Here is a 24,777-nt window from a genome sequence, read left to right as displayed (position 1 = left end):
CCTCCGCCGGGCGTCCCCGCAGGCGGACATCTTTCCGACCCGCTGTCGTCGTAGGCGATCGCGGGTCTCGTCCTCTTGCGGTTGGAGTCAGCCCATGACCCACTCGTACAGGCGATTGCACAGAGGGGCCGTGACCGCCGTGGCGGTGGGGGCGCTCATGGTGCCGACGGCGGGTGGCGCGGCCTTCGGGGCACCCGCGTACCTACCCGCGGCGACCGCGGCGGCCGACCCACCGTCACCGTCCGACTCGTCGGCGTCCGGCTTCCAGGAACTCACCCCGGCCGTCAGACGGCAGATCGACGAAGCCGTGCAGAAGGTGCAGCAGGAGGCGAAGGTACCGGGCGTGACGGTGGGGGTGTGGACACCCGACAAGGGCAACTACGTGCGCTCGTTCGGGGTCGCGGACAAGAGCACCGGGCAGCGAATGACGCCCGATCTGTTCACGCGGATCGGCAGCGAGACGAAGACGTTCACGGTGACCGCGCTGCTGCAGCTGGTCGACCGCGGCAAGGTGACACTCGACGACCCGATCGGCAAGTACATCAGCGGAGTGCCCAACGGGGACACGATCACCCTGCGCCAGCTGGCCGGGATGCGCAGCGGCCTCTACAACTACTCCGAGGACCCGGACTTCTTCAAGGCGCTGACCACCGACCCGCAGCGCCCCTTCACCCCGCAGGAACTGCTCAACTACGCCTTCAGGCACCCCGTGCTGTTCCCGCCCGGTGAGAAGTTCTACTACTCCAACACCAACCTCATCCTGCTCGGCCTGGTCGTCGAGAAGGAGAGCGGCCGGCGGCTCTCGGACTTCATCCAGAAGAACATCCTGACGCCCGCGGGCCTGGACGACACGTCGTTCCCCGACGACGCGGCGTTCCCCACTCCGCACGCGCAGGGATACACGAACCAGACGGCGACGGGGAAGGTCGAGGTCTCGACCGACTGGAACCCGTCCTGGGGCTGGGCGGCCGGTGCGATGATCTCGACACTCCAGGACCTGCGTGTCTGGGCGCGCACGGTCGCCACGGGGATCCTGCCCGACGGCCGCACCATGGTGAGTCCCGCCACGCAGAAGCAGCGGCTCACCACACCGCCCACCACGATCCCGGGGGCCGGGTACGGGCTGGGCATCTTCGACGTCCAGGGCTGGATCGGCCACAACGGCTCGCTGCCCGGCTACGAGTCCCTGACCATCTATCTGCCGTCGGCCCGGGCGACGCTCGTGGTGGTGCTCAACACGGACATCGGCCAGGACGACACGGAGCCGAGCACGCTGTTCGGCCAGGCGATCACCAAGATCATCACACCGGAACACGTCTTCGACCTGCCCGCACAGCCGGCGGCCCGATGAGCCGCGGCCCGGCCCGTCCGCCAGGGTGTCCCGGGCACATGGGGAGCCTGATGCCTGGCATGTCGTCCTGCGAGTCTGGCACCGTAGGCATCCCGTGCGCCGACCGGCCCGCGGGCGGACCGGGAGCGGGCAGGCGGCGGGCCGGACGCGCCGTCGCCGACAACTGCGAGGGGAGCCGTTCATGACCACGGCCAAGGATCTGTTCATCGTCGCCCTCGACGTGGAGCCGAGCCGTCCCGTGGGACAGGGCGACCTGTCGCTGGCGCTCGCCGGAGCCGAGCTGATCGATCTCCTCGGCGGCCGGGCCGTCGACATCGACGGAGACCGCATCGTGCCGACCGCCGGTCAGCCGGCGACGGACGATGCGCTGTTGGGCGAGGCCGCGTCCCTGCTGGACCGGGACGCTCCGTACGAACGTGTCGAGGACTGGCTCTGGCGCCGGGGCCGTGACCTGTCCCAGGCATACCAGAGCGCCCTCATGGAGGCAGGTCTCCTCACGGAGCACCGGCGCGGCCGGCTGTCGCTCGGCACCGCCCGCATGGAACCGGCCGACTCGCCCGAGCGTCAACACGCCCTGAACCGCTGGACGTCGCACGACCCCGTCCTCGACGCCCTGGCGGCCGCCGTCGGGATCCACGGCGAGAAGGCCTTCGTCGAGGACGCCTCGGCCGGGTACGGCGAGGAAATGTCTGAGGAGGCCCCGGGCGAGGACGTCGCGCGGGAGGAGACTCCGGCCGGTGGCGACGACCCTGAGACGGCCGTGCTGGCCGCCGTCCATGACGCCGTCATGGAACTCGAAGCCGTACGGCAGCGGCGGGCCATCGAGAACGCCGCGTTCGCGAACGTCTGGCGCGGCCCCTGACCGGTGGGCCCGCACGGACCGTACGGCAGGTTCCCGCCCCGGCCCTCCACATGTGCTTGTCGGTCCCCTCGGCGCCGCACTACCGTGCCGAGGTGGATCTCTTCTCACGCTCGTGGACGGCCTTGCGCACGGCGGTCGCCGAACTCCCCGACAAGGACTTCGACCGGCCTTCCGGCTGCGCCGGCTGGCTGGTCAGGGACCTGGCGTGCCATCTGGTCATCGACGCGCAGGACGTCCTGATCACCCTCGTCACCCCCGCCGACACGGAACCGACCGTGGACGCGGTCACCTACTGGAACGTGGCGGACCGACCGCCGACCGGTGAGGACCCGCTCGACGCGCTGATCGTCCGGCTGGCGGCCGCGTACGGGGAACCGGGTCTGCTCAAGTTCCACCTGGACGACGTCGGCTCCGCCACGGGCCGGGCCGCCGAACTCGCCGACCCCGGCGCCCTCGTGAGCACCCGCGACGAGGTACTCACGGTGGGCGACTATCTCACCGCGTACGTCCTGGAGTGGACGCTGCACCACCTCGACCTGGTCGCGTACCTCCCGGACGCGGCGGATCCGCCGGCGGAGGGCCTGGCCCGGTCCCGCGCGATGCTGGAGCAGATCGCCGGCGCCGTGTTCCCCGCGTCGTTCGGCGACAAGGACGCGCTCCTGGTCGGCACCGGCCGCCGGGCACCGACCGACGCGGAGAGGACCGCACTCGGCGAGCCGGCCGCCCGACTGCCGTTCGTGCTCGGCTGACACACCCGCCCGCGCCCGGACCGGGTCGAGCGCGGGTCCAGCGGTCGACGGGCCCTAGTCGGGCCTGCGGGCGGCGGTCTTCGGATCGGGTGCCTCCGCCGCGGGTGTGGCGTCGCCCGTCGCGCGCCGCGACCACATGCTGCCCGCGACCCGCTGGAGCGTCTTCGCCAGCGGGTGCGGCGCCCGATCGTGCGGTGCCGCGCCCGTCGAGCCCGCCGCGCCCTGGGCGTCCTTGAGGTCGGCCAGGGCCGCGTGCGCGAGTTCGGTGGCCTCGCGGTACAGGTCACGCGACTTGGTCATGGCGTCGAGCGCCTCGGCATAGGAGTCCAACAGCGCCCGGGCATGGGCGAGTTCCTCCTCGATGGTCACCAGGTGCCAGTCCTGGCGCAGCGCGGCGAGCGCCTCGGCCGCACCGTCCGGCAGTGGCCAGGGCAGCTCCGCGTACCGCACGATCTTCTCCAGGAGCTCCGTCGGCTCCGAGCCGTCGAGGAACACACTGCGTACGGTGAAGGCCTCGTCGTCGTACCCAGGCCTCAGCGGGGTGCCGGGCAGGATGACCGCACCGCCGCGCGGCACCGACGTACCCAGGTCGCTCAGTGCCCAGTTGACGGCCTGGAACTGCTCGGGCGCGGCGCGGTGCTCCACGACGCGGTGCCGCAGCACCGGCGGCAGCAGACGGGTCAGCGGGAGCCGGCCACGAGGATCGGGCGTCATGGCCTCGTGGACGACGACGTTGATGCTCCAGCTGTGCCGCGCGGCGTCCTTGAGCAGCCGGCGCAGGGCGGCGTCCTCCCTGGGGAGTGGATTGGTGTCCCGCAGACGCAGGCCCGGTACGACGTCGTGATCCCACGAGGCGTCGTCCGTGTCGGGCCAGAACCTGGTCGCGGGGGAGGACCAGTCGGGGTTCCACGGGCGGTCCGCCTCGGCGGCGAGCGTCCATCGCCAGTCGTCGGAACGCTCCGGCCGCTCCGGTGGTTCGACGGTGAGCCGTGCACGCACGGTTCCGGTGCCGTCGACGTGCCAGCGGGCCTCGAAGGCCCGCTCGTCGCAGAGCGCGGAGCGCTCCGGCTCCATGAAGTCGTCGATCGTGCCGTCGGCCTTCAGCTGCCGCAGGTTCTCCCGCAGCAGCTCCTGCGGGTCGGGTCCGGTGTGCCGCCCGCGTGCCAGCCAGACCGTTTCCGGGGCCGCGACACGGGCGGTAGGGGGCTTGGACATGTGTCACTTTGCTGGTGGGGTGCGGTGTGCGTTCCCAGTATGGTCACCGCGGGTCGCGTGGGAGTCAGCGAGGTCCCCGTGGATCACGGACATCCCCAGACGGGTGACTATGTTCGATTCATCCTGTTTGTGAATGTGCGGATCGAGGGCACGCGATCGGCCCCCCGGCGGCGCCGCGGCCGGCACCCGCATCCCGTCATGGCGCGGCGAGCAAGCTGCGGACGGCTCCGTGGTAGGCGGCGTAGACCAGGGGGAGGTCCGTGAGATCGGCGCGTTCGTCCGTGCCGTGCAGGCCCTCATGGCGCACACCGAACCCTGCAGTCGCGGGGATGCCCTCGCCGGCGAGCAGGTTCCCGATGTTCGACGGTCCGGCGGTCTTCGGGCGTGGCGCGAGGCCGACCGCGTGGGCGGCGGCCAGCAGTGCCGCCGCCGGCTCCTCGTCGGGGCGGAGCCGGAACGGGGGCCAGGCGGCGACCGGTTCGACGTCCGTGCCGCGGGGCCCGGGCAGCACCTCGTCGAGGTCGTCCACCGCCCGGCGTACGAGCGCCTCCGCGTCGTGCGCGTCGAAGTCGGGCGTCAGCCGCACGTCGACATTGATCACGCACAGGTCGGGAGTCACGGAGAACCCGTCACCGCCGTGCACGGCGGTGACGGTCAGTTTCGGCGGCAGGGGAAAGGGGCTTGCCGGCCCGGGGAGAGGGAGTTCGGCTCCGTCGAGGAGACCGACGAGGCGTGCCGCCCGCGAGATCGCGCCGAGCACGGTCGCGCGTGAACCGGAATGACCGGCGGTGCCGTGGACGTGGAGACGCGCACGCCACAGCCCCCGCCCGCCGACGACGAGTTCGTCCGGGCCCGGATAGCCGATCATGACTCCGGCGGGACGGGGCGCACGGGGGTCCGCGAGATAGGCGCGGGCGCCGCCGAACGCGCCGGTGTGCTCGTCGACGTCCAGCAGCACGGCGAGGCCGCCGTGCGTGTCGGCGGCCTCGTCCCGTACGTCGGCGGCGATGTGGCAGAACATCGCCGCCGCCAGCTTGGAGTCGGCCGCCCCGCGGCCCAGCAGCCAGGGGCCGACGACCTCGCCCGAGGTCGGTGGGAAGGACCAGGCGTCCTCGTCCCCGAAGGGGGCGGTGTCCAGGCAGGCGTCGAGCGTCCACCACCGGCCGGGCCCGGCGCCCGGAATCTCCACCACGACGCCGACGGGAGCGCCGTCGGGGTCGTGCAGGCGCCGGTGCGGGAGGGCCCGTCCGGCGAGCCACGACTCCACGGCGGCGAGGACCGGACCGTAGTCGTCGAGGCCGCCCCTGCTGGGCAGGCGGACCAGTCGGCGGGCCAGCTCGATCACGGACGCGCACTTCCTGCCGGCGGCCGCCGCGTTCTCGTCCACGTGTCTCCTCGTATCTCATGACGCAGCCGGCCAGGCCCCGATCGGGCAGGCGCCGGCTCACCGTCGCTCGACGGGATCGGTCTCCCGGCCGTCGTCGAGGCCGGTGCACGCCAGTTTCCCGTCGACCTCCGCGCAGGCCTCCACACCCTCCGGAGAGCGCACGGTCAGCATGGGGCTGGTGGAACCCTCGGGGCCGTCCCCCGGATAGGCGGCGGAGAGCACGTCCTGTCCCGAGCGGACGGAGATCTCCCGGGGTTCGGAGGCGCGGGCCCGCACCTCGGACCAGGCGGTGCCGCAGGACGGCGAGTACCGGAGACGAACCGCGTACGAGGCGTCGGTGACGGTGCTCTCGGTCCGCGCGTCGCGGCCGCAGGCGGAGTCCTCCGGCAGTTGGCCCTGGCAGGACACACCGCGGCAGCGCGTCGAGAACGCGGCACCTCCGCTCCGCGGACCGCGGTGCCCGCTGGTCGCGGCAGCCGTCACGGCCGCCGCGACGGCCATGGCGAGCAGGACGCAGACCGGCAGGGCCGACCGCCGGGCGAAGGCACCCGCCGTACCTGACGACGATGCTCTCGACGGCGACGGCGACGGCGACGGCGTGGGTGCGGACGGCGTGGGCACGGTGGTCGTTCCCGCCGGGTGTCCACCGCTGTCCCGGCTCGTGCCGCCGGGCCCGGCGCCGTCCGTTCGTGCGGCCGAGCGCACCGCGGCCTGATGCAGACCCCGTAGGTGTCCCGGCTGCACGCCGGCGAGCCTGGCCAGTGCCTCCACGGCCGAGAGGGGAGGCACCTTCGTCCCGGCGAGATAGCGGTGCCAGGCGGACTTGCTGTACGGGGTGCGCGCGGCCAGCGCCGCGAGGCTCAGTCCCGTACGCGACCGCAGCAGACGCAGCTCGGCCACGAACAGTTCGTCCTGGCGCTCCGGTGGCGCCGTGGCCGTCGTACACCGTGCACCTGGGGGCTGTCGCATGACACGACTCCCAATCTTTCGTCCGTTATGGGTGGTTAGACCCTGTTGTCAATATCTGTTCCCAAGGGAGTGGTGTCGCGACACACTGGTGCACGGATGAGGAGGGTGAGTCGGTGCGGCAGGCACGCCGACGGCCTGTCCGGGCACGGGGTGCTCGAACAGGCCGCCGTTCAAGGGGGGATGGGGAGGTCAGGCCGCCTCAGCACCAGGGGACGAAGCCGCGGGTGTACACGTAGCGGGCGGAGACGTACCCCTTGTGGTGTGCGAGCCGGTACCAGTGGCGCGCTCCGAACACGGACGACCCCTCACGGAGGCAGACGAGGCGGACGAGACCGTTCCGGGACCGGTGGCCGACCACGGAGTATCCGGTGCCGGGTCCGGACCGGACGTTCAGCCTGGCGCGCCGGGTGACGACACGCCCCACCGCGTGGGTGCGGCGGTGCGTGACGTGGCGCTTGGTGTGGTGCCGGTACATCGGCGTGTGACGCGTGGTGGTGTGCAGGCTGGAGCCGAGGGCGGGCAGCAGTGAGTACGTGCCGTGCGGTGCGGCCGAGTGGGCCGGGCGGGACACGGTGGTGCCCGCGTCGGCGGCGACGGCCGCGGTGGGCAGCAGCGCGAACACCGCGACCGTGGCGAGAAGGCCGCTCTGCATGGTCCGACGCAACATGGAAACCTCCGGACTGACGTTCTGGATCACGAGGTGTGATCTCGTGTCGCCAAGCGTTTCCGTGGCCGCCGAGGCGGATTCCGTCCCCGCGTCCCGGGGGACGGCGGGATCGTCCCCGGGGACGCGGGTGGGTCCGCCGGGTGCGGGTGACCACAGGTGGGACGGCTGGAAGGTCCGAGCGGTCGCGCGGCGCCGACGGGGGCCGGGGACGGCGTCCCGCCGCGCCCGGCCGGCTGGACGTGCGTACGTTCGTCGAACTGGTCGCCGGTACGCCCGCTGAGCCGGTTGCCGGTACCGCCCGCCTGGCCCGTCGCCCGTACGCCCGCCGAGGCGGACGCCGCGCCTGTGCAGCCGGTCGCCGGTATGTCCGCCGAGGTGCACGTCGCGCCCGCCGAGGTGCACGTCGCGCCCGCCGAGGTGCATGCCGTGCCCGCCGAGGTGCACGCCGTGCCCCTCGAGGTGCACGCCACGCCCGCCGCGGCGCACGCCGTGCGTTCCGGGCCGGCCGGACGGTGCCGCGCCGCGCCGAGGGCCGGCGCATGTACGGGGATCGGGCCCGGGCGGTCGTGCGGACGTAGCGAAGGACGCGCCGGCGAACACGGCGAGGGGCGCACCGGCGACTGCGTCGAGGCCCCAGCGTGCCGCCGTCACGCTCGGCGTCGGCGCGATGGCGATACGCCCGTTTCCGTAGCGAATGTCACATTGCCACCTACCTCTCATTTCGGGCATAAAGGTGCATTTGCCGGTCAGTTGATCAATGCCGCCCTGTAGCGTCGCCGTCGGCCGGGTCCGCCCACGGCCCCGAACAGACACTCCCGCCGACACGCAGCAGGACGGACGATCCATGCCGGGAACGCAGACATCGCGCCGAGCGCGCCGTGGACTCGCCGCGGCCATGGCCGCGGGAACGGCGCTGGCGGCGCTCGCGACCGCCGCCCCCGCCCACGCGAGCTCCGCCTCGACGACCGTCGCCGGCGCGAAGGTGACGTGTTCCTCGAAGCGGTCGGCGCTGGCGGACCGGCTGGCGCGGGACATAGCCGAGGCCCTCCGCGGCCGTAAGGACACCTCGGCCCTCGCGGTCTACGACCGCACCACGGGGACCTCCTGCGCGTACCGCGCCGACGCGGCCTTCGACTCGGCGAGCGTGGTCAAGGTCACCGTCCTCGGCGCCCTGCTGCGGCAGGCCGCGGAGGAGAAGCGCAAGCTCACCGCCGACGAGGTGAAGCTGACCACCGCGATGATCACCAAGTCCGACAACGACGCGACCAACACCCTGTGGCACCGGATCGGCGCCGACGGCATCCAGCACTTCCTGGACCAGGCCGGCATGAAGGACACCGTGCCCGGATCGGCGAACCACTGGGGGCGGACCCGGATCACGGCCGCCGACCAGCTCAAGCTGCTGCGGCTGCTCACCGCCGACAACCCGGTCCTCGGCCGGAACGCGCGCGCCTACGCTCTTCGGCTGATGGGCCACGTCGTCGCGGACCAGCGCTGGGGCGCGCCCGCCGGGGCGCCGGCGAACGCGGCCGTCCACGTCAAGAACGGCTGGCTGCCGCTGGACACCCATGGCTGGAGGGTGCACAGCGTCGGCGTGTTCACCGGTGGCGGCCACGACTACGGGATGGCAGTGCTCTCCCAGGACAACCGCACGATGGACGAAGGCGTGGCCACCCTGGAGGCCGCCGCCCGCGCGGTCAACCACGACCTGAACGCGTCCGGCGCCGCCGCTTCCTGAGTTCCGGAACCGCTCCCGGCGGCCGGACATCCGCCGGCCCGGGGCCGTCGGTGTGAACGCCCCGCTCGGCCGCGGCGGCATCGCCGGCCTGCCGGGCGCCCGCTCCTATGGTGGGAGCCCCCAGCGGGCGAACGGCGGGGCAGGAGCGGGTGACGGAACCGGGAATCGACCGTGCTGGAGGCGGAGCTGTACACCCGCGCCCGCGAACTCCAGGAGGTCAACGAACGGCTACGGCAGGCGCACGCCCGGGAGCGTGAGGTCGCCCTGACGCTGCAGGCCGCGATGCTGCCCGCGCCCCGGCCGGTCGGCCATCACCCGGCCTGACGCGGCTCGCGGACTCTCTGGCGCGTCACCGGGGAGCCGCTCCCGAGGTCCTGGCCGACGCCTTGCTCGGGGACCTGCTTCCGGCCAGTGGTGCCACCGACGACACCGCCCTGGTGATCGTGCGCATGTGACGGGCGAGCCGGACCGTCGTTACGTAACTCGGTGCGGTCGTGCGCATACTCTGTGCATATGATCGGGTCGCGCGTCAGGACGAGGACACCGGGGGCCGGACGGCTCTGGCTGCTCCTCGGGGTCGTCCTGATCGTCGTCGCCCATCTCGCGGGAGCCGTGCACGGCGCCGCTCTCGGGGGCACCCACACGCCCTTCCCGGTCATCTCCCGCGCGGACGGCGAGGCGCACATCGCTGACGGGATCAAGCCGCCCCCCGGTCACGACCACACGGCCGACGGGCATGTCGACCATGTGGCGGACCGGCCCCGCACCGGGGAAACCGGCGCGGGGCCCGGCCACGACGGACCGGACACCCCGCCGTCCACGGCCGTCGCACCCGGAGCCGCGCACACCTCCGGTGGAGGTCCGCGCGGGCCGCTCGCCGCGGCGGGCCGTCGTGGCATCCGTGCGCTGCACTGCGTCTGGCGGCTCTAGACGCCCGCCCGCACTCCCCGTCCGCGCCCTGGCACGAGGGCGCCGCCGGGGCGTGCCGCCGCGCGCCCGTGATCCGCCACGACTCGCCCCGCCGAATCCGGCAGGGCGCCGAGGAGCCGTACGCCCATGCACCTCTCCCTGCTCGAACCCCGCGGGGATCGCACCCCGCTTCCCGCGATCGCCCGCCGCCCCGCCCAACTCGTCGGCGACACCCCGGTCCTGTGGGTCGGCGAACCCTTCGCCCCGCCCGGCCGCGGGTTCCACGCCAAGCTGGAAGGCGCCAACCCCGGAGGCATCAAGGACCGCCCCGGACTGCACATGGTCGGCGAGGCGCGCCGTCGCGGTGAACTCGTCCCCGGCGCCCCGATCGTGGAGTCCTCCAGCGGCACCCTCGGTCTGGGCCTCGCCCTGGCCGGGCTGACGTACGGCCACCCGGTCACCGTCGTCACCGATCCCGGCGCGGAGCTCTCCGTGGTCCGTCTGCTGACCGCGCTCGGCGCCCGGGTCGACCAGGTCCCCGTCCCGCACCGGGAGGGCGGCTGGCAGCAGGCCCGCCGCGACCGCGTCGCCGAACTCCTGGCCCGTATGCCCGACGCGTACTGCCCGGACCAGTACCACAACCCCGACAACGCGGCCGCCTACCGGCCGCTGGCGGCCGAGCTCGCCGCCCAACTCGGCCACGTCGACGTGCTGGTGGCCGCGGTGGGTACGGGCGGTCATTCCGCCGGTGTCACGGCGGGGCTGCGCGAGTCGTTCCCCGGGCTGAGGCTGATCGGGGTGGACGCGGTCGGCTCGACGATCTTCGGACAGCCCGCCGCGCCGCGCCTGATGCGCGGTCTGGGATCCAGCATCCACCCCGCCAACGTCGACTACGAGGCCTTCGCCGAGGTGCACTGGGTGGCTGCGGACGAGGCGGTGTGGGCCTGCCGCCGGCTGGCCCGCCGCCACTACGCCTCGGGCGGCTGGAGCGTCGGCGCGGTCGCCCTCGTCGCGGGATGGGCCGCGCGGGAGTTCCCGGCCGGAACCCGGATCGCCGCGATCTTCCCCGACGGCCCGCACCGTTACCTGGAGACCGTCTACAACGACGCCTGGTGCCACGAGCAGCGGCTCCTCGGCCGCCCGGCGCCGCAGGAACCCGACGAGATCGCCGAGCAGGACGAACGGGTCGTGACACGCTGGACCCGGTGCAGCCGGGTCCGTGATCCGCTCGGCCGCGGCGCGACGAGGGCGGGCGTCCGATGAAGGGGCTGCGCGCCCAAGTGGCCTCCTTCGACCGCCCCGCACGGCTGCTGATGGTCAATCAGTTCGCCATCAACCTCGGCTTCTACATGCTGATGCCGTACCTGGCCGACCATCTCGCCCACGGGCTCGGCCTCGCGGCCTGGACCGTGGGTCTGGTCCTCGGCGTGCGCAACCTCTCGCAGCAGGGCATGTTCCTGGTCGGCGGCACGATCGCCGACCGCTACGGCTGCAAGCCGGCGATCCTCGCCGGGTGCGCGCTGCGGACGGTCGCGTTCGGGCTGCTCGCCGTGGCCGACGGACTGCCCGCACTGATCGCGGCCTCGGCGTTGACGGGTCTGGCGGGAGCTCTGTTCAACCCGGCCGTCCGCGCCTATCTGGCCGCGGAGGCGGGGGAGGCACGACGGGTCGAGGCGTTCGCCGCGTTCAACGTGTTCTACCAGGCGGGCATCCTCGTCGGCCCGCTCGCCGGACTCGCCCTGCTGGCCTGGGACTTCGCGGCGGTGTGCACGGTCGCCGCGGTCATCTTCGGTGCGCTGGCGATCGTGCAGGCCCGCGCGCTGCCCGCACGTCCCGCGGCGGACCGGGGCGCCGAGCCTGCCCGGCGGTCGGTCGCCGCGGACTGGCGCACGGTCGCCGCCAACCGCCCCTTCCTCCTCTTCGCCGCCGCGATGAGCTGCTCGTACGTCCTGGCCTTCCAGGTGTACCTCGCCCTGCCGCTGCGTGCCCGCGAACTCTTCGGCGAGCGGACCGGCCTGGTGACCGGAGCGGTCTTCGCCGTCTCCGCGCTCGCCGCGCTGTCGGGCCAGCTGAAGCTGACGGCCTGGGCGAAGCGGACGCTGCCCGGTCCGCAGGCGATCGCGTACGGGCTGGTGGTGATGGGGGTGGCCTTCCTGCCGCTGATGCCCCGGCCGTACGACCCCGCGGCAGGGGTGTGCGCTCTGGTGGTGTGCGCGGCACTGCTGGCCTGGGGCGGGGCGCTCCTCTACCCGTTCGAGATGGACACCGTCGTGCGTCTGTGCGGCGACCGGTTGGTCGCGACGCACTACGGCGCCTACAACACCGTCTCCGGCATCGCCGTCTCCCTCGGCAATCTCGGCGTCGGGGCGCTGTTCGACACGGGCGTGAGCTGGCTGCCGTGGGCCGTGCTGGCGGGCACGGGGCTGGTGTGTGCCGCGCTGGTCGTCAGGCTGCACAGTGCCGGGTACCTCACGGCGCGACCGGTTCCCGTGCCGGGCTGAGCGACCGTCGGACGGCCTGCGGGAGCCGTGCGGTGGGGGTGTGGGCGCTGCGGTGCGGGTGCCGAGGTGCGGGAGGCGGGCGGCGGCCACCCCTTGCCTGTTCTATGGAGTACACCATAAGTTACTGGCAGGTAGCTGCTTGGTGGTGGATCGGCGACCCGTGTCGACGGTGGCGGCCATGGTCAGGGAGCTCCCCGCCCGCGAGGACACGAAGGGAGAGGTGTGTGAGCCCGCGCAAGAGCGACAGCCGGGACCGGATGGTCCTCAGCGCCGCGGCCCTGCTGCGTGAGTACGGGGCGAGCGCCACGAGCATCGACCGGGTGCTCTCCCACAGCGGCGCCCCGCGCGGCTCCGTCTACCACCACTTTCCCGGCGGGCGGACCCAGTTGATCGACGAGGCGGTCGCCCTCGCCGGCGACTTCATCGGCGGTCTGCTCGACGCCGCCGCGCGCGCCGGCGATCCGCTGGAGGCCGTCGACGCCTTCTTCGCTCTGTGGCGGGAGAGGCTTCTCGACAGCGACTTCCGGAACGGCTGCCCCATCGTGGCCGTGGCCGTCGAGACCAACGACGACGCACCGCAGCTCGCCCGTTCCGCCGCCGCGGTCTTCGCGCGCTGGCAGGAATCGCTCGCCGCCCTCCTGCTGCACGGCGGAGTGCCGCAGGAGCGCAGCACACGCCTGGCCGCGTTCATCATCTCCGCCGTCGAGGGAGCGGTGATCATGTGCCGCGCCGAGCGGAGCACCGCCCCCATCGAGGCCGCCGCGGCCGAGATCCACGACCTGCTCCGACTCGCCCTGCCGGCACGGCCCGACGCGGACCACCGGCCGCAGACCACCTGACCCCGCCCGACCCGATTCGCCCAAGGAGTGGCCATGCCCGCGCTCGACCGCCAGGACAACGTCTTCGTACTCGATCTCGGAGACGACGAGAACCGCTTCCACCCCGACTGGATCGCCTCCGTGAACGCGGCTCTGGACGAGGTGGAGAAGGCGGAGGGGCCGCGCGCCCTCGTGACCACCGCCACCGGGAAGTTCTACTCCAACGGCCTCGACCTCGACTGGCTGTTCGCCCACGCCGACCAGTACCACGAGTACGTCGTCTCGGTGCACGACCTCTTCGCGCGCGTGCTGTCCCTGCCGATCGTCACCGTGGCGGCCCTCCAGGGGCACACGTTCGCGGCGGGCGCGATGCTCTCCCTGGCCCACGACTTCCGTGTGATGCGCGGCGACCGCGGCTTCTGGTGCCTGCCCGAGGCCGACATCAACATCCCCTTCACGCCGGGGATGTCGGCCCTGATCCAGGCGCGGCTGGCGCCCCGACCCGCGCACGAGGCCATGGTCACCGCCCGCCGTTACGGCGGTCACGACGCCCTCGCCGACGGGATCGTCGACCGCGCCGTGGACGAGCAGGCGGTCCGGTCCACCGCCCTCGAGATCGCCGCAGCGCTGACGGCCAAGGCGGGCGACACCCTCGGCACGATCAAGGCCCGCATGTACGCCCCCGTCCTCACCGTCCTGCGCGACCGGGATAACCCCCTCGGCTGACGCCGACGGGACGCACCTCGCCGGCGAGTCCACCAGCGCCCCGCCAGGCATTGGATTTCCAATGTCTGGCATGGGGATCGTCATTGGAAACGAATGGGAGAGGGGCCTACCTTCGAGGACATCGCCGCACTGACGATCTGCACCCGAAGCGTCAGCGCTCGCAGGGTGCCGGAGCGTGCGATCACCATCGCCCCGGGCCCCCACAGGCCCGTATCCCTCGGAGGCAGCGCATGTCCAAGATCCTTTTCGTGATGACCGGCGTCGACCACTGGACCCTCGCCGACGGCACCAAGCACCCCACCGGCTTCTGGGCCGAGGAAGCCGCCGCGCCGTACGAGATCCTCACGTCGGCCGGTCACGAGATCGTCGTCGCCACGCCCGGCGGCGTCGTCCCGACCGTCGACAAGGGAAGCCTCGCCCCGGAGGTCAACGGCGGCCCGGAGGGCGCCGACAAGATCGCGAACGTGCTCGCCGGGATGTCCGAGCTGCACAGCCCGATCCGTCTCGAGGACGTGAACCTCGACGACTACGCCGCCGTCTTCTACCCCGGAGGCCACGGCCCCATGGAGGACCTGGCGGTCGACGCCACCTCCGGCCGGCTCCTCATCGACACCCTGGCGTCGGGCAAGCCGCTCGGCGTGGTCTGCCACGGGCCCGCCGCGCTGCTCGCCGCGACCCGCGACGACGGCACGAACGCCTTCGCCGGCTACCGGGTCGCGGCCTTCACCGACGTCGAGGAGACCCAGGCAGGACTCGCCGACCGCGCGAAGTGGCTCCTGGAGACCCGTCTCGTCGAGGCCGGTGTGGACGTACAGGCCCGCGAGCCCTGGGCGCCCAACGTGGTCGTCGACCGCAACCTCGTCACCGGCCAGAACCCCGCGTCCTCCGCGCCGCTCGCCGCGGAACTGCTGCAGAAGCTGGGCTGACGCATGAGCGCCGACCGGCTCGAAGAGGTCCTCGACGCCACGTACGACTGCCTCACCAGGTACGGCGTACGGCGCACCACGATGGACGACATCGCCTCCACCATGGGCGTGTCCCGGTCGGCGGTCTACCAGTACGTCCGCAGCAAGGACGACGCCTTCCGCAAGCTCGCAGCCCGCCTGCACGACCGGGCTCTCGTCCGTGCCCGGGCGGCCGCCGCCGACCGGGACGCCCCGCACGACCGGCGCATCAGGGGCGTCCTGGTGGCCAAGCTGGACCTCGTCCTCGAACTCAGCGGCCCGTCGCCGCACACCGCCGAACTCCTCGACGCCAAGGCCCGGTTGTTCGGCGGGATCTGCTGCGCCTTCACCGCCGACCTGCGGCGCCTGCTCATCGGCCTGTTCGCCGAGGCGGGCACGGTCGGCGGTGTCGAGCCGGCCGAGGCCGCCGACATCGCCATCGCGCTCGTCGTCGGCCTGGAGTCGCAGGCCGAGGGCAGCGCGCTGCTGGAGCCCGCGGCCACCGCGCTCCTGTGCGGACTGCTCGGCACCCCTGCGTCCCGGTGACGCTCCGCCGGCCGGCGGCTCGGCGGGCGGCCTTGAGGCGACCGGGTGCGCGGAGGCGGTGCGGGCGCCGGCACCGGCGACATGCCGGTGCGAAGGCCCCTCAATCCAGGTGACCGAGGTGATCCAGGTAGTCGTGCAGGGCCGCCGAGGCGCGCAGTCGGTGGAGGCTGCGACGGTGCAGGTCCCGGCCCCGCCCGGCCAGTTCGTCGACCACACGGTCGGGGCTCTTGGTGGACCGCAGTTCGTCCAGGACCGCCTTGATCGTCGCGAGGGGGTATTGGCCTCGGCGGAGCAGCGAGACGACCTGCGCGGCGTGCACTTCCGTGCGGGAGTAGACCCGGTAGCGGGTCGACGGCTCCCGGTCCGGCCGCAGCAGACCGCGCTCCTCCCAGAGCCGCAGGACCGGTGGCCGGACCCCCACGACGCGGGCCACCTGACCGATGCGCAGGTGACGCCGAGCGGACGCCGACGTGATCGTGCCGCCCGCCAGCACGGTGTCCAGCGCCTCGTGCACCGCCGCCAACTCCGTTCGTTCGCGGTCCAGTCGGGCGTGACTCGCGTCGAGGGCGGCCAACGCCGCCTCCAAGTCGCCGTCGTGAACGGCTCGCATGACCACGCGGGCCGTCGGCCACCCGTGACCCGCGGCCATCTCGCGGGCCGCACCGAGGGCCCGTGCGTGGGCAGCGGTGAAGACCCGGTATCCGCTCTCCGTCCGCTCCGTCGGCGGCAGAACCCCCAACTCCACGTAATTGCGGACCTGCTGGACCGAGATCCCGGCCGTCCGCGCAAGGTCGACGGCGCGCGGTCGCTGACTCACATCGACCTCCGCCGTCCCCGCAGCCCGTACCGAGACGCTCACCTTAACCCCTCATCGCCGGTTGAGACTTTTCGGGCATCGTGAGGGCATGTCCAGCGCCGATTGCTCCGGAAGTCCCCATAAGCAATTGAATGAAACAATTGAAAGCCGAGGCCCGGCCGTTCGAGCCGGGCTGTCCGGATGTGTCAGAGGAGTGGGCGACTTGAAATTCCTGCTGGAAGTCACCATGGACGACGCGCGCCTGACGGCGGACCCCGCGGGCGAGCTCGGCCGCATCCTCCGCTACTGGGGCGGCAACCTCCACCACTACGCGCTCGAGCCCGGCGACGGCTCGGCCGTGTACGACTCGGAGTACCAAGAGGTCGGCCGCTGGCGGATCGAGGCGACTGCCGGGCCCTGACTCCGACCGCCTCCTCGGCGGTGTCGTACTGCCCGGGGTCGATGCCGGGACACGAGGACTTCGCCGAACCAGGTCGCGGACGACGGCTTCGAAGTGCGGGGAGTGGCGACGTGCGGCCCTGGCTGTGCTGCGTCCAGGCCGGACGCCCGGCCGCGGAGACGCGGGACGAGTGAGGCGGAGAGGCCGAGTTCGGCCGGGCGCGGGTGCTGCGTGCGGTGACGGTCACGGGGTGGCGGCGCGGTGCCGCGCACCGCACCCGGGGATCGCTCATGGCTTGCTATGGTCAACAATGCACCTAGGTGCATTGTTGACCGGTTGATTGCGTGAGGCGGCACGACGCGCCCGCGCGATCGGGGTGACGGAGGACGGTGATCGGCAGGTGCCCGACAGCGCATACCTGCGGTACGTCGCGCTGGGCGACAGCCAGACGGAAGGGCTCGGGGACGGCGACGACGTCCGGGGGCTGCGTGGATGGGCGGACCGGCTCGCCGAGCAGCTCGCACGCAGCAGCCCGGACCTCGTGTACGCCAACCTCGCCGTACGGGGTCGGCTGGCCGGGCAGGTGCGTGCCGAACAACTCGAACCCGCCCTCGCGCTGCGCCCCGACCTCGTCACGGTCGTGGCCGGTGTCAACGACGTCCTGCGTCCCCGGTTCGACGCCGACGAGGTCGTCGCCCACCTGGACGCCATGTTCGCCGCGCTCACCGCGCAGGGAGCCCGCGTCGCCACGCTGACCTTCCCGGACGTCGCCCGGATGACGCCGCTGGCCCGCCCCATCGGTCACCGCGTCCTCGCTCTGAACGACGGCATCCGCGTGGCCGCCCGGCGGCACGGCGTCGTGGTGGCCGAGACCTCCCACCATCCCGTCGTGACCGATCCGCGGCTGTGGAGCGCGGACCGTCTGCACGCCGCCCCGCTCGGGCACGCACGCATCGCCGCCGCGGTCGCGCAGGCACTGGACCTGCCGGGCAGCGACGACAGTTGGACGCGGCCCCTGCCCGCCGACCTCTCGGCCCCGTCGGGACTGCGGGCCGTCCGCGCAGAGTTGCGCTGGGCCGGATCCTTCCTCGGGCCGTGGATCGCGCGGCGGGTACGGGGACGGTCCTCCGGCGACGGCCGGACGGCCAAGAGACCGGTGCTCCTGCCGGTCACCGTGCCCGCCGAAGACCTGTCCTGACCGCCGCGCACCCGTGCGTCATTGACGCGACCCGTGGGGCTCAGGTGTCCGATGCGCCCCAGGCTGTCTGCGCGTCCCCTGTGACCCAGGCGTCCCGCGCGGCTCAGGCGCCCAGCGCGACCTAGCGGTCCGACATGAAAGACGCGTCCGGCGCGAAGGACGCGTCCGACGTGACGGGTGTGGCGGGTGGGACGCCCCCTGCAGACGTGACGGGTGCACGGGCCGCCGGCGCCGGATTGGCATCGGCGCCCTCCGTGCTCAACAGAACGACCGTCGAGTCGGGGCCGACGCCCAGGGCGGCTCGGCGACCCGGCAGCCCGTCGTCGCCCAGCGCGGCGCGCACCCCGGCGAGTGAGGCCGCGCCACAGGGCCCGGCGAGCACGCCGAGCGCGACGAGATCGCGGACGGCGGCGGCGCTCTCGGCGTCGGTGACCGTGACGGCGGCGTCCACACCGTCCCGCAGGCACGGCCAGGCGAGGCTGGAGGGGGTGCCGCAGTTCAGGCCGGCCATGATCGTCTCGCCGGTCGTGACGCTGACGGCCTCGCCCGCGACGAGGCTCGCGAGGACGCACGCCGCGTTGTCGGGCTCCACCGACAACAGGGCCGGTGCAGGTCCGGCCGTGCCTCGGCGGTAGTGGGTGACGGCGGCCTGGGCGAGCGACCCCACGCCGGCCGGGACGGCGACCAGGCCCACCGGGCCCGCGCCCGCCGCGCCCAACTGCTCGTCGATCTCGGCGAACAGGGTGGAGTACCCCTCCACGATCCAGCCGGGGACCTCCTCGTAGCCGGACCAGGCGGTGTCCTGCACGAGCACGGCCGACGGCTCGTCCGAGGCCTCGGACGCACGGCGGACGGCCTCGTCGTAGGGCCCGTCGACCCGGGTGACGTCCGCGCCCTCGGCGACGATGGCGGCCTCCGCCGCCGGGTGAACGCCCTGTGGCACGAAGACATGGGCGCGGTGGCCGAGCAGACGCGCCATGCGGGCGACCGCGCGGCCGTGATTGCCGTCGGTGGCGGTGACCAGCCGTACGGGGTGGTCGTCCGTGCGCCGGTCCAGTACCCGGTGGATCGCCCAGGAAGCGCCCAGCGCCTTGAAGGCGGGCAGTCCCAGGCGGCACGACTCGTCCTTGACGAACACCCGCCCGACCCCGAACTCCTCGGCCAGGGCGGGAAGTTCGGTCAGCGGGGTGGAGGTGAAGCCGGGCAGGCGGGAGTGGAAGTCCCGTACGGCCGCCGGGGCGGGCGGGCAGGTCCAGGCGCGGGCCGCCGGACGCGAGAACCACGCCCGGCCCTGCTCCGGCAGGCCGCCGATGGAGTTCTGGGAGGGAATCGCAGACACCCGGCCACTGTGTCGCCTCTCCTTCCCTTTGGTCCAGTGAATGTTTCCGACCGATAATCGTCGAGGAAGCCGACCGATGGCCGAGGAGGGTACCGATGTTCGACCTGCACCGGTTGCGTCTGCTCCGCGAGCTCAAGCACCGGGGCACGCTCGCCGCTGTCGCCGCCGCCCTCTCGTACAGCCCTTCCACGGTCTCCCAGCAGTTGTCGCTGCTGGAGTCGGAGGTCGGCGTCCCGCTGCTGGAGCCCGTGGGCCGGCGGGTGCGGCTCACCGAGCAGGCCGAGATCCTCGTCGAGCACACCGAGGCGGTGCTGCGGCGGCTGGAGCAGGCGGAGGCGGACATCGCCACCTCGCTGACCGAACTGACCGGCACCCTGCGTATCGCCACCTTCCAGACGGCCGCGCTCGCCCTCGTCCCGGCCGCACTGACCGGGCTGCGCGACACCCACCCCCGGCTGCGGATCCATGTCACCCAGACCGAACCGGAGAAGGCCCTGCCTGCCCTGGTCGCCCGCGACTTCGACCTGGTCGTCGCCGAGGAGTACCCGGGCCACCCCGACCCGTTGCCCGCCGGCACGGAGCGCGAGGACCTGTGCGAGGACACCCTCAGGCTGGCCCGCCCGCGGGCCTTCGCGACGCGGGACACGGCGCACGGGGCCAGGCCGGGAGCGGTCTTGCGGGCCGTCGCCGAGGACCCCTGGGTCATGGAACCGGAGGGCACGCCCGCCCGGCACTGGGCCATGACGCAGTGCCGGGACGCCGGTTTCGAACCGGACGTCCGCTTCGAATCCACCGACCTCCTCCTCCACCAGCGGCTCGTCGAGCAGGGGCACGCCGTCGCCTTCCTCCCGGACCTGGTCCGCAGCGGGCACGCGCCGACGGTGCCCCTCACGCCGCTCCCGCACGGCCGCGGAAGCCGGAAGATCTTCACCGCCGTACGCGGGGGCCGCGGCGGCCATCCCGCGATCGTCGCCTGCCGGCAGGCCCTGCGACAGGCCGCCGAGCCGATCGGCGGCACGGCCTGAAAGGGCCCCGCAGGGGGGCCTTCCGGCGCTCCGCGCAGGCCGTGATCAGGCGCGCCGGCGGGTGTCGAACGCGGTGTTAGGTTGGGCGTCATGGCTCTGCGCAACGCGGTGATGGCCGCGCTTCTGGAGGGCGAGGCGTCCGGGTACGACCTCGCGAAGGGGTTCGAGGTCTCCGTCGCCAACTTCTGGATGGCCACGCCGCAGCAGATCTACCGCGAGCTGGAGCGCATGGAGAGCGAGGGCATCGTCTCCGCGCGTGTGGTGCAGCAGGAGCGCCGCCCCAACAAGCGCCTCTACTCACTCACCGAAGCGGGCCTCGAAGCCGTCCGTGCCTTCGTCTCCGACGCGCCCGCGAAGCCGACGGCCATCCGTGACGAGCTGCTCGTCAAGGTGCAGTGCGTCGACTTCGGTGACATCGAGGCCGTACGAGCCGACCTCGTCGAGCGCGTGGAACGGGCCGCGGCCAAGCTCGCCCGGTACGAGCGCGCGCAGCAGCGCATGCTCGACGGGCGGACCGAGGACGAGTACTGCGCCACGGTCGAGCGCCTCGGGCCCTACCTCACCCTGCAGGGCGGACTCGCCCTGGAACGGTCGACGATCCAGTGGGGCGAGATGGCTCTCAGGCGCCTCGCGCAGCGAACGGCGGCGCTCGCCTCGGCAGCACGCGCCTGACAGCGGGGCGGGCGTCGCCCGTCCGGCTCGGAGCACCCCGGACACAGCCGAAACCGATCGGTTTTCGATCGGGCGCGATCGCGTTAGCCTTTGGCATGACCTCAGAGGCGAAGACCAGCTCCCGCGACCGGCTGCTCGATGCGGCGGCCGGTCTCGCGTACGCCGAGGGCGTCGGTATCGGCGTCGAGGCGCTGTGCCGGGCCGCGGGCGTCTCCAAGCGGTCGATGTACCAGCTCTTCGAGAGCAAGGACCACCTGCTGGCGGAGAGCCTGGAGCGTCGCGCCGCCGGCTTCTCCGACCTGCTGCTGCCCCCGGAGGGCGACGCCGGTTCGCCCCGCGAACGGATCCTGCACGTCTTCACGCAGGCGGAGGCGCAGGCCGCCGCGCCGGGATATCGCGGCTGCCCCTATCTCGCCGTCCAGATCGAACTGAAGGACGTGGATCACCCCGCGAGTCGGGTGGCTCGCCGGGTCAAGGCGACCCTGACGGACTTCTTCCGCGAGGAAGCGCAGCGGGGCGGGGCGAGCGATCCCGATCTGCTGGCCCGGCAGCTGACCCTGGTGTTCGACGGGGCGAGCGCCCGCGCCGGGGTCGGCGCCGACAACCTCGTGGGGCTCATCGGGCCGACGGTGACCGCACTCCTGGACGCCTCCGGACTGCGCTGACCTGCGTCGTTCACACTGACACAGCGCTCGCCCCGGTCTTGGGCGGGCGCGCTCCAATGCTGCCCGGCGACCCGTCGGTGCTCTGGTCCGTCCGTCGCGCCTCGGCGTGAGTTTGAAAACAAGACTCAGTGACCCCCTCCCGGCTTGAATGCGGAAACCGATCGGTTTACGGTGGATGGAAACCGATCGGTTTCCGATGCTCTGGAGGAAGTCATGACCGAAATCAAGGGAGCCACCGCGCTCGTCACCGGTGGCAGCAGGGGGATCGGCAAGGCGCTGGTCGAGGAGCTGTACGCCCGCGGGGCCGCCAAGGTGTACGCCACGGCCCGCGACCCGCGCACGGTCACGCACCCGGACGCCGTCCCGCTGGCGCTCGAGGTGACGGACCCCGCCTCCGTGGCGGCCGCCGCCGAGCAGGCGCAGGACGTCACCATCCTGGTCAACAACGCCGGTGCCTACGTCGGGGCGTCCTTCCTCGACTCGTCCGTCGACGACGTCCGCCGCGAGTTCGAGACCAACTTCTACGGCCCGCTCCTTCTGGCCCGCGCCTTCGTGCCGATCATCGAGCGCAACGGCGGCGGCCACATACTCAATGCCCATTCCGTGCTCTCCTGGCTGGGCGTCTCGGGCTCCTACAGCGCCTCCAAGGCCGCCCTCTGGTCGCAGACCAACACCCTGCGGCTGGAGCTGCACGAGCGCGGGATCAGTGTCACCGGCCTGCACATGGGCTACGTGGACACCGACATGGCCGCCCATGTGGACGCCCCCAAGGTCGGCGCCCGCGATGTCGCGGCCCTGGCGCTCGACGGCGTCGAGGCGGGAGCCTTCGAGGTGCTGGCGGACGACCTCACGCGGCAGGTCAAGGCGGGCCTGGCCGGAGACCCGGCGGCGCTCTACCCGCAGCTGGCCCCGTAGCGCACGGCCGCCGGCCCGGCGGCGCGCCACGGCCGGACCGCCGGCGCAGCACTGCACGGCCCGACCCGTTCGTCCGCACTCCTGTTGTGCGTTTCGTGCTCCTGGCTTGACGGGGCTCCTTGACCTGGTGAGTCTTATTACGCAACTCTGGAGTTCGGAACCCCATGACGGCGCGGAGGGCGGCCCACGATGGAGTGGACGGGTGCGGTGTACGCGGACAGGCCGACGGTCGAGGTGACGACACGGATCGCTGCCACACCGGAGCGGGTGTGGCAGCTGGTCTCGGACGTGGAGCTGATGCCGGGCATGAGCTCGGAGCTGCAGTCCGTCGCATGGCTCGACGGGGCCACCGGGCCCGCCGTCGGCGCCAGGTTCGTCGGGCGGAGCAGGCACGACTCCTTCGGCGAGTGGGCGACCACCTCGACGATCGTCGAAGCCGAACCGGAGCGGGTGTTCGCCTGGGCCGTGGAGGACCCGGCGCGCCCCAGTGCCGTCTGGCGATTCCGGCTCGAACCCAAGGACGGGGGAACCGAGCTGACGCAGTGGATGCAGATGGGACCAGGCCGCTCCGGACTCTCCTACGCGATCGACGCCATGCCGGAGAAGGAGCAGAAGATCGTGTTCGTGCGCATGCGTGAGTTCGAGCGCAACATGACCGTCACGCTGGAGCACATCAAGAACCTGGCGGAGGCGTGATGCGCACGGCGACGACGGTCGAGGCGTCGGGCTTCGACTCCTGGACCGAGCAGGCCGACTTCGTCGTCGAGGCAGAGAAGGCCGGCCTCGACATCTGCTGGGTGGCCGAGGCATGGGGCTCCGACGCCCCGTCCGCCCTGGGCTTCTACGCGGCCAGGACCGAACGCATGCTGCTCGGATCCGCCGTGATGCAGGTCGGGACGCGTACCCCGGTGGCGCTGGCGCAGACGGCGATCACCCTGTCCAACCTCTCCGGCGGGCGGTTCCTGCTGGGCCTCGGCCCCTCCGGCCCCCAGGTGATGGAAGGGCTGCACGGCGTGTCCTTCGCCCGGCCCCTGGCACGCGTCCGCGAGACCGTGGAGATCGTGCGGCAGGCGGTGGCGGGCGACAAGATCTCCTACGCCGGCGAGGAGTTCACGATCCCGAGGCCTGGCGGGGACGCGGTACCCATGCGTCTGTCCCTGCGGGCCGAGCACCCGATCCCGGTGTATCTGGCCGCGCTGTCCCCGGCCATGCTGCGGCTGACCGGCCGGGTCGCGGACGGCTGGCTCGGCACCAGCTTCGTCCCCGAAGGGGCGGCGGAGGCCTACTTCGCCCCGCTGGACGAAGGACTCGCCCTCAGCGGCCGCAGCCGTGCCGACTTCGACGTCTGCCAGGGCGCGGAGGTGGCCTTCGCCCCGGACGAGGAGGCGCTGGGAGCCATGGTCGCGGGCCGCAAGAAGGAACTGGCCTTCAGCCTGGGCGGGATGGGCTCCGCGTCGACCAACTTCTACAACCGCGCCTACAGCAGGCAGGGCTGGGCCGACGTGGCCGCGCAGGTCCGGGAGCGCTGGCAGAGCGGCGACCGCGAGGGCGCGGCCGGTCTGGTCACCGACGACATGGTGCTCGCCACCACACTGATCGGCACCGAGGACATGGTGCGGCGACGGCTGCGCGTATGGCGCGACGCGGGCGTGGACACCGTACGGCTGTATCCGGCCGGAGACGGCATGCGGGCCAAGCTCGACACGCTGGCCAGGGCGATCGAACTGGTCCGGGAAGTCGGTGATGCGGGATGACCGCGCGGAAGTCGTTCGCGAGCTGGCCCTGCTCCATCGCACGCACCGTCGACCTGCTCGGCGACGCGTGGACGTCGCTGGTGCTGCGGGAGGCGTTCTACGGAAGCCGGCGTTTCGACGAGTTCCAGCAGGAGCTGGGCATCGCGCGCAACACGCTGACGGACCGGCTGCGCCGCCTGGTGGCCGAGGGGCTGATGGAGAAGCGGCTCTACGACAGTGAGCCGCCCCGTTACGACTACGTGCTGACGGAGAAGGGGCGCGACTTCTTCCCCGTCCTCGCCGCGATGACACGGTGGGGCGACCGATGGCTCGCGGGGGAGGAGGGTGTCCCCGTGACTCTCCACCACGACTCCTGCGGCCACGACGCCGAGGCGCGGGTCGTCTGCTCCGCGTGCGGCGAGCCGATGGGATCCGAGAACACGTCCGTGCGGATGGGGCCCGGTTACCCGGAGCGGCTCAAGTCGCGTCCCGACGTCCAGCGCCGCTTCGCCCGGTCCTGACAGCGCCGCTCGGCGTGCTTCTTGCGGGGCCGCCGCGGGTGCCTCCGACAAGGGCGCTTCGTGTGCCTCTGGCACGGCCACGGCTCGGCCCCGTCACCGAAGCGGCGCACCTGGAGCCGGGGGATCACTCG

Annotated in this window: 26 protein-coding genes and 1 pseudogene; 21 read left to right on the top strand and 6 right to left on the bottom strand. The window is 72.7% G+C overall.

From position 1 onward, the window contains the following. Nucleotides 1–94: 94 nt before the first annotated feature. From ABEB03_RS11415 to ABEB03_RS11405, 3 genes are all read left to right on the top strand, one after another. Nucleotides 95–1,351 carry a serine hydrolase domain-containing protein gene (locus ABEB03_RS11415; protein ID WP_345645708.1) on the top strand — a complete coding sequence of 419 codons (1,257 nt, stop codon included), beginning with the start codon at nt 95–97 and terminating at the stop codon, nt 1,349–1,351. A 181-nt stretch (nt 1,352–1,532) separates the two neighbouring features. After that, nucleotides 1,533–2,213: a GOLPH3/VPS74 family protein gene (locus ABEB03_RS11410; protein ID WP_345645705.1), complete on the top strand. Its 681-nt coding sequence runs from the start codon at nt 1,533–1,535 to the stop codon at nt 2,211–2,213. 92 nt (nt 2,214–2,305) lie between these two features. Continuing rightward, nucleotides 2,306–2,962 carry a maleylpyruvate isomerase N-terminal domain-containing protein gene (locus tag ABEB03_RS11405; RefSeq protein ID WP_345645702.1) on the top strand — a complete coding sequence of 219 codons (657 nt, stop codon included), beginning with the start codon at nt 2,306–2,308 and terminating at the stop codon, nt 2,960–2,962. 54 nt (nt 2,963–3,016) lie between these two features. Here the strand turns inward: ABEB03_RS11405 and ABEB03_RS11400 are convergent, their stop codons facing one another. The 4 genes from ABEB03_RS11400 to ABEB03_RS11385 form a co-directional block, all read right to left on the bottom strand. After that, nucleotides 3,017–4,177, bottom strand: a complete 1,161-nt coding sequence (locus ABEB03_RS11400; RefSeq protein WP_345645699.1) for a hypothetical protein — start codon at nt 4,175–4,177, stop codon at nt 3,017–3,019. Between the two features lie 196 nt (nt 4,178–4,373). Continuing rightward, the gene (locus ABEB03_RS11395; protein WP_345645696.1) at nt 4,374–5,564 is read right to left on the bottom strand and encodes a M20 family metallopeptidase; all 1,191 of its coding nucleotides are present in this window, start codon (nt 5,562–5,564) and stop codon (nt 4,374–4,376) included. 57 nt (nt 5,565–5,621) lie between these two features. Next, complete coding sequence (locus ABEB03_RS11390; protein ID WP_345645693.1) at nt 5,622–6,533, bottom strand: helix-turn-helix domain-containing protein; 912 nt, start codon at nt 6,531–6,533, stop codon at nt 5,622–5,624. A gap of 199 nt (nt 6,534–6,732) precedes the next feature. After that, entirely contained in the window at nt 6,733–7,200 is a 468-nt protein-coding gene (locus ABEB03_RS11385; protein ID WP_345645689.1) for an SH3 domain-containing protein, read from the bottom strand. 844 nt (nt 7,201–8,044) lie between these two features. On the opposite strand from ABEB03_RS11385, the gene ABEB03_RS11380 reads away from it, so the two are divergent. The 9 genes and pseudogenes from ABEB03_RS11380 (at nt 8,045) to ABEB03_RS11340 (ending at nt 15,382) form a co-directional block, all read left to right on the top strand. Continuing rightward, complete coding sequence (locus tag ABEB03_RS11380) at nt 8,045–8,938, top strand: serine hydrolase (RefSeq protein ID WP_345645685.1); 894 nt, start codon at nt 8,045–8,047, stop codon at nt 8,936–8,938. Between the two features lie 165 nt (nt 8,939–9,103). After that, nucleotides 9,104–9,259 (top strand): annotated as a pseudogene (locus tag ABEB03_RS11375) (protein phosphatase); the annotation flags it as partial. A 192-nt stretch (nt 9,260–9,451) separates the two neighbouring features. Then, a complete protein-coding gene (locus tag ABEB03_RS11370) occupies nt 9,452–9,868 on the top strand; it encodes a hypothetical protein (protein ID WP_345645681.1) in 417 nt (138 codons plus the stop codon). Between the two features lie 126 nt (nt 9,869–9,994). Next, the gene (locus tag ABEB03_RS11365; RefSeq protein ID WP_345645678.1) at nt 9,995–11,110 is read left to right on the top strand and encodes a PLP-dependent cysteine synthase family protein; all 1,116 of its coding nucleotides are present in this window, start codon (nt 9,995–9,997) and stop codon (nt 11,108–11,110) included. After that, the gene (locus ABEB03_RS11360) at nt 11,107–12,348 is read left to right on the top strand and encodes an MDR family MFS transporter (protein ID WP_345645676.1); all 1,242 of its coding nucleotides are present in this window, start codon (nt 11,107–11,109) and stop codon (nt 12,346–12,348) included. Before ABEB03_RS11365 ends, ABEB03_RS11360 begins: the two co-directional genes overlap by 4 nt. Nucleotides 12,349–12,572: 224 nt before the next feature. Continuing rightward, nucleotides 12,573–13,187: a TetR/AcrR family transcriptional regulator gene (locus tag ABEB03_RS11355; protein ID WP_345645674.1), complete on the top strand. Its 615-nt coding sequence runs from the start codon at nt 12,573–12,575 to the stop codon at nt 13,185–13,187. A 33-nt stretch (nt 13,188–13,220) separates the two neighbouring features. Continuing rightward, nucleotides 13,221–13,892, top strand: coding sequence for an enoyl-CoA hydratase-related protein (locus tag ABEB03_RS11350; RefSeq protein ID WP_345645672.1), 672 nt, complete (start codon nt 13,221–13,223; stop codon nt 13,890–13,892). Nucleotides 13,893–14,122: 230 nt separating this feature from the next. Beyond that, a complete protein-coding gene (locus tag ABEB03_RS11345) occupies nt 14,123–14,818 on the top strand; it encodes a type 1 glutamine amidotransferase domain-containing protein (RefSeq protein ID WP_345645669.1) in 696 nt (231 codons plus the stop codon). Nucleotides 14,819–14,821: 3 nt separating this feature from the next. Continuing rightward, entirely contained in the window at nt 14,822–15,382 is a 561-nt protein-coding gene (locus tag ABEB03_RS11340; protein WP_345645666.1) for a TetR/AcrR family transcriptional regulator, read from the top strand. 100 nt (nt 15,383–15,482) lie between these two features. On the opposite strand, the gene ABEB03_RS11335 is transcribed toward ABEB03_RS11340, so the two are convergent. Beyond that, nucleotides 15,483–16,199: a MerR family transcriptional regulator gene (locus ABEB03_RS11335; protein ID WP_345645663.1), complete on the bottom strand. Its 717-nt coding sequence runs from the start codon at nt 16,197–16,199 to the stop codon at nt 15,483–15,485. Nucleotides 16,200–16,401: 202 nt separating this feature from the next. Here ABEB03_RS11335 and ABEB03_RS11330 point away from each other — a divergent pair, with 202 nt between their 5' ends. Further along, nucleotides 16,402–16,599 (top strand): hypothetical protein, encoded by a 198-nt coding sequence (locus ABEB03_RS11330; protein ID WP_345645660.1) that lies wholly within the window; start codon nt 16,402–16,404, stop codon nt 16,597–16,599. A 379-nt stretch (nt 16,600–16,978) separates the two neighbouring features. Then, nucleotides 16,979–17,776 (top strand): SGNH/GDSL hydrolase family protein, encoded by a 798-nt coding sequence (locus ABEB03_RS11325; protein ID WP_345645657.1) that lies wholly within the window; start codon nt 16,979–16,981, stop codon nt 17,774–17,776. 121 nt (nt 17,777–17,897) lie between these two features. Here ABEB03_RS11325 and ABEB03_RS11320 read toward each other — a convergent pair whose 3' ends face one another. Further along, on the bottom strand, nt 17,898–19,115 hold the full coding sequence (locus ABEB03_RS11320; RefSeq protein WP_425589219.1) for a diaminopropionate ammonia-lyase: 1,218 nt from the start codon (nt 19,113–19,115) through the stop codon (nt 17,898–17,900). A 95-nt stretch (nt 19,116–19,210) separates the two neighbouring features. On the opposite strand from ABEB03_RS11320, the gene ABEB03_RS11315 reads away from it, so the two are divergent. The 7 genes from ABEB03_RS11315 (at nt 19,211) to ABEB03_RS11285 (ending at nt 24,646) form a co-directional block, all read left to right on the top strand. Further along, complete coding sequence (locus tag ABEB03_RS11315) at nt 19,211–20,140, top strand: LysR family transcriptional regulator (RefSeq protein ID WP_345645654.1); 930 nt, start codon at nt 19,211–19,213, stop codon at nt 20,138–20,140. Between the two features lie 90 nt (nt 20,141–20,230). Then, nucleotides 20,231–20,812 (top strand): PadR family transcriptional regulator, encoded by a 582-nt coding sequence (locus ABEB03_RS11310; protein ID WP_028801385.1) that lies wholly within the window; start codon nt 20,231–20,233, stop codon nt 20,810–20,812. A 95-nt stretch (nt 20,813–20,907) separates the two neighbouring features. Continuing rightward, on the top strand, nt 20,908–21,477 hold the full coding sequence (locus ABEB03_RS11305) for a TetR/AcrR family transcriptional regulator (RefSeq protein WP_345645646.1): 570 nt from the start codon (nt 20,908–20,910) through the stop codon (nt 21,475–21,477). Nucleotides 21,478–21,690: 213 nt separating this feature from the next. After that, complete coding sequence (locus ABEB03_RS11300; protein ID WP_345645641.1) at nt 21,691–22,392, top strand: SDR family oxidoreductase; 702 nt, start codon at nt 21,691–21,693, stop codon at nt 22,390–22,392. A gap of 189 nt (nt 22,393–22,581) precedes the next feature. Then, nucleotides 22,582–23,088: an SRPBCC family protein gene (locus ABEB03_RS11295; RefSeq protein WP_345645638.1), complete on the top strand. Its 507-nt coding sequence runs from the start codon at nt 22,582–22,584 to the stop codon at nt 23,086–23,088. Next, nucleotides 23,088–24,146, top strand: a complete 1,059-nt coding sequence (locus ABEB03_RS11290) for an LLM class flavin-dependent oxidoreductase (protein WP_345645635.1) — start codon at nt 23,088–23,090, stop codon at nt 24,144–24,146. The genes ABEB03_RS11295 and ABEB03_RS11290 overlap by 1 nt, the downstream gene beginning before the upstream one ends. Further along, nucleotides 24,143–24,646 carry a winged helix-turn-helix transcriptional regulator gene (locus ABEB03_RS11285; protein WP_345645632.1) on the top strand — a complete coding sequence of 168 codons (504 nt, stop codon included), beginning with the start codon at nt 24,143–24,145 and terminating at the stop codon, nt 24,644–24,646. The genes ABEB03_RS11290 and ABEB03_RS11285 overlap by 4 nt, the downstream gene beginning before the upstream one ends. The last annotated feature ends 131 nt before the right edge of the window (nt 24,647–24,777 follow it).

Origin of the sequence: Streptomyces siamensis (assembly GCF_039543605.1) — a bacterium.
GTDB lineage: Bacteria > Actinomycetota > Actinomycetes > Streptomycetales > Streptomycetaceae > Streptomyces > Streptomyces siamensis.
The sequence above is the reverse complement of the archived record's forward strand: the minus strand, read 5'-3'. Positions and strand labels throughout refer to the sequence as shown.